Annotated in this window: 12 protein-coding genes; 5 read left to right on the top strand and 7 right to left on the bottom strand. The window is 34.8% G+C overall.

Annotated elements, in window-relative coordinates:
• Window positions 1–3: 3 nt before the first annotated feature.
• Window positions 4–825 carry a phage tail-like protein gene (locus tag BBI01_RS20805; protein ID WP_065396573.1) on the bottom strand — a complete coding sequence of 274 codons (822 nt, stop codon included), beginning with the start codon at window positions 823–825 and terminating at the stop codon, window positions 4–6.
• An 11-nt stretch (window positions 826–836) separates the two neighbouring features.
• The gene (locus BBI01_RS23125) at window positions 837–1,943 is read right to left on the bottom strand and encodes a phage tail-like protein (RefSeq protein WP_065396572.1); all 1,107 of its coding nucleotides are present in this window, start codon (window positions 1,941–1,943) and stop codon (window positions 837–839) included.
• 511 nt (window positions 1,944–2,454) lie between these two features.
• Here BBI01_RS23125 and mqo point away from each other — a divergent pair.
• Genes mqo through BBI01_RS20785 form a run of 3 tightly spaced genes read left to right on the top strand, consistent with a single transcriptional unit; the run spans window position 2,455 to window position 5,296 of the window.
• The gene (gene mqo / locus BBI01_RS20795; protein WP_065396571.1) at window positions 2,455–3,960 is read left to right on the top strand and encodes a malate dehydrogenase (quinone); all 1,506 of its coding nucleotides are present in this window, start codon (window positions 2,455–2,457) and stop codon (window positions 3,958–3,960) included.
• A gap of 15 nt (window positions 3,961–3,975) precedes the next feature.
• Window positions 3,976–4,425, top strand: a complete 450-nt coding sequence (locus tag BBI01_RS20790) for a hypothetical protein (RefSeq protein ID WP_228394047.1) — start codon at window positions 3,976–3,978, stop codon at window positions 4,423–4,425.
• A gap of 4 nt (window positions 4,426–4,429) precedes the next feature.
• Window positions 4,430–5,296 carry an AadS family aminoglycoside 6-adenylyltransferase gene (locus BBI01_RS20785; protein WP_065396569.1) on the top strand — a complete coding sequence of 289 codons (867 nt, stop codon included), beginning with the start codon at window positions 4,430–4,432 and terminating at the stop codon, window positions 5,294–5,296.
• A gap of 1 nt (window position 5,297) precedes the next feature.
• Here the strand turns inward: BBI01_RS20785 and BBI01_RS20780 are convergent, their stop codons facing one another.
• The gene (locus BBI01_RS20780) at window positions 5,298–6,878 is read right to left on the bottom strand and encodes a GMC family oxidoreductase N-terminal domain-containing protein (protein ID WP_065396568.1); all 1,581 of its coding nucleotides are present in this window, start codon (window positions 6,876–6,878) and stop codon (window positions 5,298–5,300) included.
• A gap of 134 nt (window positions 6,879–7,012) precedes the next feature.
• Here BBI01_RS20780 and BBI01_RS20775 point away from each other — a divergent pair, with 134 nt between their 5' ends.
• Window positions 7,013–7,630 (top strand): DUF1684 domain-containing protein, encoded by a 618-nt coding sequence (locus tag BBI01_RS20775; protein ID WP_065396567.1) that lies wholly within the window; start codon window positions 7,013–7,015, stop codon window positions 7,628–7,630.
• Window positions 7,631–7,633: 3 nt separating this feature from the next.
• Entirely contained in the window at window positions 7,634–8,110 is a 477-nt protein-coding gene (locus tag BBI01_RS20770) for a GNAT family N-acetyltransferase (protein WP_065396566.1), read from the top strand.
• 12 nt (window positions 8,111–8,122) lie between these two features.
• On the opposite strand, the gene recO is transcribed toward BBI01_RS20770, so the two are convergent.
• Genes recO through BBI01_RS20750 form a run of 4 tightly spaced genes read right to left on the bottom strand, consistent with a single transcriptional unit; the run spans window position 8,123 to window position 12,774 of the window.
• Window positions 8,123–8,809, bottom strand: coding sequence for a DNA repair protein RecO (recO, locus tag BBI01_RS20765; protein WP_065396565.1), 687 nt, complete (start codon window positions 8,807–8,809; stop codon window positions 8,123–8,125).
• Complete coding sequence (porZ, locus tag BBI01_RS20760; protein ID WP_065396564.1) at window positions 8,809–11,064, bottom strand: type IX secretion system anionic LPS delivery protein PorZ; 2,256 nt, start codon at window positions 11,062–11,064, stop codon at window positions 8,809–8,811. Before porZ ends, recO begins: the two co-directional genes overlap by 1 nt.
• Window position 11,065: 1 nt before the next feature.
• On the bottom strand, window positions 11,066–12,016 hold the full coding sequence (locus BBI01_RS20755; RefSeq protein WP_065396563.1) for a bifunctional metallophosphatase/5'-nucleotidase: 951 nt from the start codon (window positions 12,014–12,016) through the stop codon (window positions 11,066–11,068).
• Window positions 12,016–12,774: a 5'-nucleotidase C-terminal domain-containing protein gene (locus tag BBI01_RS20750; protein ID WP_065396562.1), complete on the bottom strand. Its 759-nt coding sequence runs from the start codon at window positions 12,772–12,774 to the stop codon at window positions 12,016–12,018. Before BBI01_RS20750 ends, BBI01_RS20755 begins: the two co-directional genes overlap by 1 nt.
• Between the last annotated feature and the right edge of the window lie 160 nt (window positions 12,775–12,934).

The following is a 12,934-nucleotide window of genomic DNA, read 5'->3' as shown; positions in this document are numbered from 1 at the left end:
TAATTATTGGTTAAGGGCTGATCTCTGAATATCCACTTTGGCATTGGTAATGATGATTTCTCCATTATTTGGAGTAGCACCTCCGGATCCCATCTGATAAGTACCTCCATCGTCATGAGCAATAGATGGAACTAGTGCAATAGGAGTTGTAGAAGTAGATACAAAAGAAAAACTCATGTTTAAAGTATGGGTTTTATTACTGGCAATTGACTGTGCATTGATGCTGATTGTTTTCCCATATTGAGTACCAGAAACTGGATCTACAAGTTTCACCAGATATTGATGCAAATGAACAGGAGTAGCTCCAATTCCGGCTGTACTGCTTTCTAAAGTGGTTTTTATATTAAGACATAGATTTACCAGATAACCACTGTTTCCGGGAAGTGTAATGGCTCCCGATGACGTACTATAAGAAGCACCAATATCATTGGATACAACTGTAAAAGAGGCATCCGTTAAGTTTTTAAAAGTACCATTGATAAGTCCTCCAAGTATTGGATAATCTGTCGAACGCTGGAGCATCATATAACTTACAAGATTATAAGTATCCGCCATCTGCGTCCATCTGTTGTTTTTCCAGATATAAAGCCCCGGGCTGATTGAGTTTCCTTTATTATAAACAATAAGACCTTGCGCAGGAGCAATTATAGGGCTGGTATTGCTTAATATATCTACAATGTCAACTCTTGGAAGAAGAACTCCTTTATTTGTAGATTCTGATACTTCCAGCACAGCAGAAGGATTAATAGATGTTTTCCCAATTCCTACTTGAGCATATACTGTATGTGCTATGATTAATAATAGCAGAATATAACTTCTTTTCATGTGTTGTTTTTTTAGAGTTGAGATATTTTGATATAAGATCCTGTAGGGATTACATTCACCAGATCATAAAACGTACTGTTCTGCATTCTTCCCAGTCGCAATCTTAATCCTCCGATGATATTGGCATTAGCATTTACTGGAACACTATAATAGTATGACCATGTTGCTAAATGATTCGTGCTTACCTTAGAAACAATTGGAACCTCTTTTCTTGTATTAGCTCCCGATATAAATGTATTACTCGTATTGTTATACACATCGTTTGTGAAATCTATAAAATACCCCATCAAATAATAGGTGCTGCCTGAAAGAGGAGCCGTTCCGCCTTGTCCTGATGGGCTTTCCTGAGGAGAATTTAAATTAAGGTTCACTTCTACCAAATAATTTCCCTGTGGAAGAACCAGAGAATAGCCTCCGGTGCTTGGATTTTGAACAACTTTAAAACCATTGATGTTTGACACCCCTGAAATAGTAGGAGGGTTTACCAGCAATTGTGTATTAGCACCAGCACTGGCATTATCCAATGCAGATAAGCTCCCTGTAAAATCAAGGTAAGCGACTTTAGGTGTATTCTCAGCATCAATAGTACTTTGCCACTGATTGTTTGTTCCATTAAAAATATGCAAAGCTTTATTATTACTATTTGTTCCTCCATTATATCCAATAAGAGCATTAGCGGGAGAAGCCACCGGAGAAGTAGTGTTGTTAAGATCTGTAATATTCAGGTTAGGAAATAACATTCCTTTATTACCTCCCGAGATAACAACACTTGGAGCACTGGTATAGCCGCTTCCGCCATTATTAATGGTAATACTTGTAAGAACCCCATTGGTAAGATTAGCTGTTGCACGGGCTTTTGTTCCTCCGTTTACAACTGTTCCGCCTCCATAAAAGTTTACCGTAGGAGCGGTGATATAGCCACTACCTCCGTTTGTAATAGTAATTCCGTTCACCGCTCCGCCTGATACACTGGCAGTGGCGGTTGCTGAAACTCCATTGAAATTTTCGATATGCAGAATTGCACTAGGGTCCGGTTTGGACGTGTTGATTCCTACACTTCCGCTTTGGGCAAATGCCACCGTAGCGAAGAGTGTGCCTACGAAGTTAATAATTTTCATCTTTTATATGTTTACGAAATAATTTTAATTAATTACATAGGAATATGGTATTAATTTAATTGAAAGGTACATATAAAAAATGATTATTTTATGATTTTTTAATAGATTTTATTCTATAAAATTATGTATTTGTCAATTTTAAGTGAATTTTACTAATTAATTTACAATGTTTTATCACCTTTTGTTGAAAAAGTGTAGTAGCGTAAACTATTATGGTTTAAGCATTCTATATAACGAACTTAAATAAACTTAAATTTCTATAAATTAGAAAGATGATTATTACTTACCTTTTGGTGAATTATTTATGAGGAAAAAAAATGCTTTTTTAATCAAAATTTAAGATTTATAACTGCTTTCATTAATCATTTCAATGAAACTTTATTGAAACTTTCGATGATATTTTGTTGCATAATTAAGAAGTGCATTTATCTCAAAAAATAACGTGTTAAAATCGTTAAACGCGTTTCTGTTTTTAAAACTTTTCCCGAAATTTGAAGTAAAATTTAAAATTATGTCACAATCGCTTACAAGCAGAACACCGAAACCTAAATACGACGTTGTACTGATAGGCGGCGGAATCATGAGCGCCACTTTAGCAACGCTGCTTCATGAATTTGATCCAAAACTTGAAATTGCCATCTTTGAAAGGTTAGGAAGATTTGCCAAAGAAAGTACAGCAGCATGGAACAACGCCGGAACAGGGCACTCCGCATTTTGTGAGCTAAATTATACTCCTGAAAACCCAGACGGAAGTATTGATATTAAGAAAGCAGAAAGCATTGCAGAACAGTTTGAAATTTCTAAGCAGTTTTGGGCTTATCTATTGTCAAAAGGTTATATTCAAGAACCAAAAGACTTTATTAATTCATGTCCACATATGAGTCTGGTGTTTGGAGAAAAAGATGCCGAATACCTTAAGAAACGTTTTGATAAAATGTCAGAATCTGTTCTTTTCTCAGGAATGGAATTTTCTACAGATCATGATAAGTTAAGAGAATGGATTCCGTTGGTCATGAGCAAAAGAAATAAGTCTGAAGTAATGGCAGCTACCAAAATGGATATGGGAACTGACGTTAACTTCGGAACATTGACCAGAAAAATGGGTAGACACTTGTTGGAAGACTCAAAAGTTGAGGTTTTCTTATATCATGAAGTAAAGGATATCAGCCCTAAAGAAAACGGAAAATGGGAAATGAAGGTGAAAGACAGAATTCATAGCCATAAACAAGAGGTTACTGCTGATTTTGTATTCATCGGTGCCGGAGGATATGCACTCCCTTTATTAGACAGTTCAGATATTAAAGAAAGTGAAGGATATGGAGGTTTTCCGGTATCCGGACAATGGTTGGTAACACACAATCAGGAATTGGTAGAAAAACACCAGGCTAAAGTCTATACACAGGCAACAGTAGATGCTCCGCCAATGTCTGTTCCTCACCTTGATCTTAGAATTATTGATGGTCAAAAAGCACTTCTTTTCGGTCCTTTTGCAGGATTCTCAACAAAATTCCTGAAAGAAGGTAGCTATCTTGATTTACCTGAAAGTGTAAATACTAAAAACCTTAAATCTTTATTCGGAGCTTGGTGGCATAATCTTCCTCTTACCAAATACCTAATTCAGCAGGTAGCGATGACAAAATCTCAAAGAATGCAGCATTTAAGAGAATTTATCAAGGATGCTAAAGAAGAAGATTGGGAATTGAAAGTAGCAGGACAAAGAGTTCAGATCATCAAAAAAGATGACAAACTAGGTGGGAAACTAGAGTTTGGAACTGAAGTAGTTGTTAACAAAAACGGAACTATTGCTTCTTTATTAGGAGCTTCACCAGGAGCATCCACAGCGGTACAGGCTATGTTGAATGTCCTTGAAAAATGTTTCCCCGAGAAACTGAACGGAGAATGGAGAGAAAAGTTACTTGAAATGGTTCCGTCCTATGGAAAGAAATTAGCAGAACATCCAGAACTTACAGAACAGGTAAGAACTTATACAAAAGAAAAACTGGAATTAGAATATTAACATTGATAATGAGCAATGGGTAGATCAATTACTCGTTGCTCATTATTTATTACTTATAAAAAGGTGGAAGAAGTCATTACAAAACCGGTCATTGCCAAGGAACTCCTGGAATCTCTTCAGGCAAAAACTGAAGAGGAAAAACAGGTCATTGTGCATTGTTGTTTTCCGGCATCACCATTTTTAGGAAACCTGATCAGGATCTGGCATTCAACTTATCTTTTTGATAATCAGTCTGAGCATAGAAGTAAACTGATTCATGCAGAGAACATTTCAATTTCTCCGTATTGGACACCTGTCCCTTTTATGAAGGATTTTTGGTTTACCTTAATATTTTCAGGATTACCAAGAGATTGTAAAAGTTTTGATCTGAAAGAAGTTATTCCTGAAGAGGGAGGTTTTTTTGTAGAATCTATTAAAAGAAATTCTTCAGATGTTTATCGTGTAAAAATATCAGAATCTTACTAATCATATGAAGGTCAGAGAAGAAAAGCTGGAACAGATTATTCAATGGGCAGAAAACAATCCGGATATCCGTGCTGTTTTGTTGACAAGTTCATTGGTAAATCCATATGCTCCTGTGGATAACTTCAGCGACCTTGATGTAGAACTGGTTTTCAATAGCAGAGCACCTTACGAGATCAATAATGAATGGCTGAAGTTATTCGGGGAACCCATTTCTATGATAGAGGAAAATGATACAGTTTTTGACGGAAAGCATGCTATGAAGATGGTTTTGTATAAAGATCATGTGAAGGTCGATTTTAAATTGTATCAGGTATCTGATTTTTCAGAAGAAATTCAAAACGAAATACTTCCGGAAGACTGGGATGTTGGATATAAAGTTCTGGTGGATAAAGATCATTTAACGAAAGATTTAAAGTCTCCCACTTATCAATCCATCATGATTCATCAGCCTTCAGAAGAGGAGTTTCAGCAATTACTCAATGATTTCTGGTGGGACACGACATATGTGGCGAAATGTCTCAAGCGTGGCGATATTTTTTATGCTAAATTCATGTCTGAAAATGTTCTTCGTACAGATTATCTTGTTCCATTGATAGAATGGCATATCGCAAGTAATCATAACTGGAATCATATTACAACAAATAAACACGGAAGACTTTTTAAAAAATATCTTTCTGAAAATCTATGGAATAGAGTAGAGGCTACATTCTCCGGAAGTAATATTGAGGAAAATTGGACCGCTTTATTTGCCTTCGCAGATTTGGTACATGAGCTTGGAAATAATCTAGCCCGGAAATTAAGTTTTACCTATCCCGAAAAACATGAACAGGACATCCGAAACTATCTTATTGAAGTAAAAGAAATACTGTAGTTTAAGCAAATTCACTTTGTTTGATAAGGTTTTCGATACAATATTCTGCAATTGCGGTAATCGTTACAAACGGATTAACCCCGATTGTTCCGGGAATCAATGAGCCATCTAAAACGTACAGATTATCATGATCTTTTAACTTTCCAAATTCATTGGTAGCTTCACCTAAAACACACCCTCCAAGCGGATGATAGCAAATATCTGCTCCAAAACCATTATTAAATAAAAGATGACTTCTTGTGCCACCATTTGCCTGATTCATTTTTCTGACAAAATATTTGGCATTTTCCCTCATTTTCACCGTATTACTTTCATCCCAATTTAATTTCAGTATACGATTGGCTTTATCATAAGTTACTTCACCTTTTTTGTCAACTCTGTTAATGAGCAAATATAAAGCTGTAGCCACATCCATTCCCATTGGTAAAGGAGCAATTTCAGTGAAAAAAGGATGTTCCGTATCTTCCCAGTTATCAATTCCACCCACAGGAATTGTAGATTGTTTGGTTCCTGTTCCTCCGGATAATGGTTTTACCCAGTTTCTTCCTGTCATGAAATTTCCATTGTTACCCCAGTTTTTCCCAATATTTTCATGAATGGGGAAATCATTTACAGCATTGGATTGTAATAGAAGTTGTAAGGTTCCCATAGTTCCTGCGGCAAGAATCAGTTTTTTACAGTGAAAGACTTTATCTGCAATTATATTTCCTGAAGTATCGATTTGTTGAGCATTTAGTGTATAGCTTTTGTCATCATTAAGTTTAATATGTTCAACTTTATGAAGGTCAAGAATTTCAAGATTTCCTGTCTCCATTGCTTTTTTGAGGTAGGTTTTATCTAAGCTGTTCTTTCCGTGATTATTTCCGTAGATCACTTCTGTATTGAGAGCCGAGCGGGGAACTTCATTACGGAATTCCTTTTCCATATATTTGAAATCATAGACATTCGGGACTCTCATCGTTTTAAAACCTGCTTTGTGTGCCTCTTCTTCGCCTACTCTTGTGAATTTATAATAAGGACAATCTTTTAAAAATTGTTCATCAATGATATTTACTTTAAGCTCTTCACGGACTAACGGAAAGTAATGGTTATAAAATTTTTCAGTATCAAGATTAGGGAAAATCTCTTTAAAATAACTTTCTTTAGGAGTAACAGCCATTCCGCCATTTACTAATGAACCACCACCTACACCTCTTCCTACCCAAATATTGATATGATCAAACTCCAATCTATCCAATATACCGGTGAAAGGTGTTAAAGAGAAAAGGTTCATAAAAGGAGCAATGGTTTTTTTTCTTAACCAAGCCGCACTTTTTCCTGGTTTTAAAAGATTGGAATACGGAATACCTGATTTTTCCCAATTAAGCCCCATTTCCAACATGATAACTTTTTTGCCGGCTTCACAAAGACGTAATGCAGAAACTGCACCTCCATATCCACTTCCGATGATAATGATAGGAGCTTCGGTTATTTCCTTGATTCTCTTTGGTTTTCTTTCAGCTGCCTGGAAAAGATCAGATTGAAGAAAATAAAAGCCGGAAATAGCCAGTATACCTGTCTTGATGAATTTCTTTCTGTCCATGCGCGTTGCTGCTCAAAAAGTATGCTAGAATAATACTGGAATGTTTTATTTAAAATAGATTGTGTCATTTTATTACAATTTTAACTTTTTATACCCTGAAAAATTCATAGTTTTACTTCTAAATTATAGAATTCATGAGAAAATATATATTGATTTTTTTGTTTTTGCCTTTATTGGCTTTTTCTCAAAAAATGGTATCCAAGGAAGTGATGGCTGTTAAAAAATTTCAGGAAGAGCTCAATGCTGAATATCTGGATCCAAAAACGAGCCCTTTGCGTGGAGATAATTTATCCAATTTTAAAAAGCATCCATTTTTTCCTTTTGACATTAAATACAGAATGACTGCTAGATTTGTAAAGACAAAAAAATCAAAACCTTTCGAGTTACCTACTTCTTCAGGAAAGACAAAATCTTATAAAGAATATGGAAAAGCAACTTTTGAGTTAGATGGTAAATCTTATACACTTACTTTATATCAAAGCCTGGATCTTATTAAGCAGAAAAAATATAAAGATCATCTTTTTCTTCCGTTCCGTGATGAAACCAATGGAAAAGAAACCTATGGCGGTGGAAAGTATATGGATTTAAAGATACCAAAAGGAAACACCATTATTTTGGACTTTAATCAATCTTATCAGCCATATTGTGCATATAATGCTTACGACTACAATTGTCCTATTGTTCCTGAGGAAAATAAACTTCCTGTAGAGATAAAAGCCGGAGTAATGTATGAAGATATTTATCACCATTAGATTATGATAAAATTAGAGTTTTTTGATCCTAACAAGCATCTTTCCGGAGTGAGCTATGACTTACATGAAGATCAGTTGCGTTTTACAGCGACGGCAGCTCAGGCTTTGCAAAGCATTAGTGAAAGAAGTGATAATGATGCATTTCCAATTACTATTCTTGATGGTAATGATGTGGTTGGCTTTTTCGTTCTTGATTTTGGGAAAGACAAGTTTGATCTTACTGATAATGAAAACTCAGTGTTAGTGAGGTCTTTATCTGTAAATCCTAGAATGCAGGGAAAAGGGCTTGGGAAAATTGCTATGATGTTGGTAGATGATTTTGTTAAAGCAAATTTTGAAAACTGTAATGAAGTTGTATTGGCTGTTAACCAGAAAAATGATCTAGCCTATCATATTTATCTTAAAGCAGGATATATTTTTGATGGAAAGACAAGAATAGGAAGGAGTGGACCGCAGTATCTTATGTATAAAAAGCTTTAATTTAAATATATACTATTCAAATATCTGTTGTATAACTTCCAATGAGGTAGGATTCTTGAAATCGGTGATATGATAATGGTAGTATATCAAAAGGCTGTCAAGAAAATCTTTTCTTAATGAAGAGGGTACTTTTATACTGTAAAAATTGTCAGCACAAAGCACATCTTTCCAAATTGTAGAGATGTTCTCACCAAACAATTGATGAGTAGAGGTAATAGAGAAAGTTCCGGTTTCGGGGTCCAAAAAATTACCTTCTCCCACTAATGGAGCTACTCCCTGTACTTTTAAAATTGCTATTAAGAAGAGTAAATGACATTGGTAGTTTTTATTTTCCAGTTCATTGAGAAATCTTTCTATGCTAAAGAAAATCTTTGGGTTTTTATTTTCAAACTTCAAAACCTGGTTCAGAAAATCTGAAATAAAAAATATCACAGTGTTGGCTTTTATATCGGTATAGACATCGTTGTCTTTTACCAATTCAACTTTTGAAATGGATGGTATACCGTTTCCTCGTGCTGGGCTGATCGTAAAATTCAATTTATTCAAGGGTTGCAGGAAGGCTTTCTTTTTATTTTTTTTAGAATAAACTCCTTTTAAAAAATAAGACTGAAAACCGTCCTCTTCTGTAAAACAATGCAATACGGCATCGTTTTCCCCATATTTTATAAATGACAGTAAAAAACCGTATTGTGAATTCATTAATTAACTACCCCTATTTTGGCTGTAGCTTTATCTGAGCCATCTTCATTAGTCATTAATACGAAATAGATTCCTGAGGCTACTCTGGTCCCTTTCTGATTATTAAGATCCCATTCATAATAACCTCCTCTTGCTACTGCTGAATGTACAACATTTCCTGCAGCATCTGCTATTCTTATATTGGTCTTTTCAGCAAGCCCTTTAATAGTGACTTTTCCTTTGAAGTTAGAATATACTACAGGATTAGGGTAAACTACCACATCTCCAAAATTTGAATTTACTTCCGAAATATCACTCTGATAGGTTACAATACCATTATACGTTACGAAATATACCTTACCTGTTTTTTTATCTACTTTTATGTCGGTAACGCTGTTGGTTGGAAGGGGAGAGTTTTGCATTGTAAAATGTTTTATCGTCTTCTGCCCATCGGAAGATAGATAATATACACCACCACCATCTACAGAAACCCATTTATAATCACCACCGTCTACTTCGATCTGAAGAATGTTTGAATCTCTGAAAAGTTCTTCACCCAAACCGTTTTGTTCAATAATAATAGGGCTTACCTTGACATCTGGATTTTTGATTTCAGATGCGGCGTTAGAGATTACTCTTATTCCACTGTCTGTTCCTATCCATGCATCGCCCGCTTTATCAATTGCTACAGATATTGATCCGGAAGCATTGGCTGCAAATCCATTTGCTTCTCTTAAGATATATTCGCTATCATCAGAAAGATTAAGTGCGTCTTTGTAGTCGTACACCCAAAAGTTATTGGATCTTGGCAATGCTATCCACAGCATATTCTCATAGACAATAGGTTTTTGGATAGAAGTACTTTTTAAAGAAAGTTCTTTATGGAAAAAATCATCTTTAGATTTATCATAAATAGCCACAGATGATGAACCATTACTAAAAGCTGTTGTTGCAAAAATATTATTTTTAGAGTCAGTAGCAAGACCTACAGTACGACGACCATAAGGTGTAGCTTGAAGACTGTATTGTTTTACAAATTCAAAATCTTTATTAGCAGCATTATACTTCATTTTATAAACTCCCTGACTGTTATATGTATAATTCGCAAAAAGTACCTCGTTATTGTCAAGAGGATTTAATATAGCATCTAAGATGTTTAGTTCCCCTGTAAAAGTTTTGAAATAAGAAGAATAAATCCATTCTGTACCGTTGAAATAATAAAATCCGGGTCTTTTGGGATTAAATACAGCATCATTATATCTTTCTGCTCTTGCTCCACTGGACACTAATAATTGATTGTTATCGTAAAGATTTATTTTATATGCAAAATTGAATTGTGGACCTGATGGTTTATACAAATTATTTCCTTCGTCTTTTATTCCTGAAAGTACTGTTCCTCCAAATACTTTTCCATTTGCTATTATGGCTGTATTACATTGCTCTCCTAAAGCTACTGTATTTAGAGATACACCATTAGTGCCAAACGAATATATTCTACTATCGGTAACCACAATGTTGTTTGGTGATACTACAACATCCTGAATATTATCAAAATTATTAGGAAGTGGGATTGGGGTACCATTATTGTATATAAAAGCATTGGTTGCAGATGAAAATACTATATCACCATCAGAATCAATATGCTTGAATGTACCTGGAGTCTCTACAGTCCAGGTAGAAAAAACTGGGAAAGTAGTATTTAATTCATGACTTTTTAAACCAGTATTGGTAACTGAATATACTTTGTTGCCAAATATTGTTGCCTCATTACTTGCTTCATAAATACCAGCATTCAAGAAGAATGCAGAGTCTCCAAACTCTTTCTTTTTAATATTAAATATAGAAACTCCATATCCTACTGAAATGACAGCCTGATCACCCGTGATCGAAATATGGTTGATTTTTTTATTTCCATTGTAACCTGCAGCAATAGGAATGTCAACAATATATTTAATTTCGTTTGGAGTGATGACATCCATTGAACCATTTGAATAGCCAATAACCCCTATTTTGCTTTTTGGGTCATAATCAAATGCTGTAATATTAACATTATGAAGACCATTGGCTTTTGATAACTTCGTAATTTCCCCTGTAGATATTGTATAATAGAAAATTCCGTTTTCTGTTGCAGCTATTATCTTTCCATTGTCTTCTTTCATAGCTAAGACATTGTTATAAGAAAAATGATCTGCCCACCTTTTTGATGAAATTACCTGAGCTTTTGTAAACTGCAGGGATGCTAAAATACCAAGAGAAATTATTGAGAGTTTTTTCATGTTATGCTATTATACTGCTGTCTATTGCCTGATTGTTCCAGGAAATATGCTTTACGTTTTTGTTTGTATCAAAATAAAAATCTATTCTACCCAAAAGAAGCCCTGCCCATCCCACTTGGTTTACAAGAACATTCTTGCCTTGTCTATTGGTAAAAGTTTGAGGTTCCGGTAAGAAAGTATGAGTATGCCCGCCAAGAATAATATCGATATTTTCTGTGCTGGCTGCTAAAATTTTATCACTTATTTTGTTTGGTTCGTCTTTATAATCATATCCAATATGTGAAAGGCAGATAACAAGATCACACTTCTGATCATTTTTCAGAAAGTTAGAATAATGTTGTGCCACATCAATAGGATTAGAATAAACGGTTTCTCCATATTGTTTTTTGCCTACAAGACCATCGAGCTCGATTCCGACACCAAAGATTCCCACTTTGATTCCGCTTTTATTAAAAATCTTATAAGGAGATGTTCTCCCATCCAATATGGTGTTTTTAAAATCATAATTTGAACAGATGAACGGGAATTGCGCATTTGGAAGAACCTTTAAGAAGCCTTCCAATCCGTTATCGAAATCATGATTACCCATTGTAGAAGCATCATACTTCATCATAGACATTAATTTGAATTCCAGTTCACCGCCAAAGAAGTTAAAGTAAGGCGTTCCCTGGAAAATATCACCTGAGTCAAGAAGTAATACATTATTTTCCTGACTTCTGATTTGCTGAATTAAGCTGGCTCTTCTTGCAAAACCTCCTTGGTTAGGATTCTTTGTATAGCTTGCGTCAAAAGGTTCAATTCTGCTATGTTGATCGTTGGTATGAAGAATGGTTAGTTTATTTGCGGATTTCAAGTCAAGCATTTTCAACTCTTCCGCCATCATCATATTGGGAGCTAAAGCCATTGCTAAAGATCCACCACCTATTGCTTTTAAAAAACTTTTTCTATCCATTACTTTTTACCGATAAAATTTAAACGAACATCTGTTGCTGGTACTATTTCAGGATTTTTCTTGAAATATTCAATATATAAATCCCTAAGCTTTACTCCTGTCGGAATTGCTTCTCCTTTGGAAAAAAACTTCATATTGTCACCTCCCAATGCAAGATAATCTGAAGTGGCAATATAGTAGTCTTTGTTTGGATCTACTGTTTTTCCGTTGATTAAAGATTTGGTCAGTTGCCCGTCTTTGGTTTCAATATATAATTGAGACACCGGATTATTTACCTGTGTTTTAGCATAATATTCAAAAAGTCCCGGTAAATCAGCTCCTTTCATCTTTACAATAATCAGCTCATTTTCAAACGGCATAACTTCAAAAACATTTTTCAGCATAATATCACCTTTCCCGATAGTTGTACGGATTCCTCCAATATTGATCAAAGCCGCATCTACCGTTTGCTTCAGATTAGCTTTTGTCCATACATCACCTCCTTCGAGAGTATAATCAGCTAAAAGATTACCCAGATTACTGTTGTCACCCTGCTTAGTAAGATCTACATTCGTATGTGAGATCTTTTGGTTCATTTCACGATCCAGTTTCTGTTTATAAGGTTCAATAAATTTTACAAACTCCTCATCATTTTTTAGCTCATTATTAATAGAAATATTTTTCTGGGTCTTTACATTGGCAAGTTGCGGCGCAGAAGCCGTTTTGCATGCTGTAAGAGATGCCAGAGCAATTCCTAGTAACAAGAATTTATTTTTCATATGCTGCAAATTATTTTTTATAAGATTATATGCAATCACTGGTTCTTTCTGTGTTTTCTACAAACAATTTCGGTTATAGCGATTTTATAACATCTTTTAGTATATGCAAATATAACTATATGTATAATAAAACATTATTATTTATTACAAATTCTTACTG

Source organism: Chryseobacterium artocarpi, assembly GCF_001684975.1.
Lineage (GTDB): Bacteria > Bacteroidota > Bacteroidia > Flavobacteriales > Weeksellaceae > Chryseobacterium > Chryseobacterium artocarpi.
This window is presented reverse-complemented; position numbering and strand designations above follow the sequence as displayed.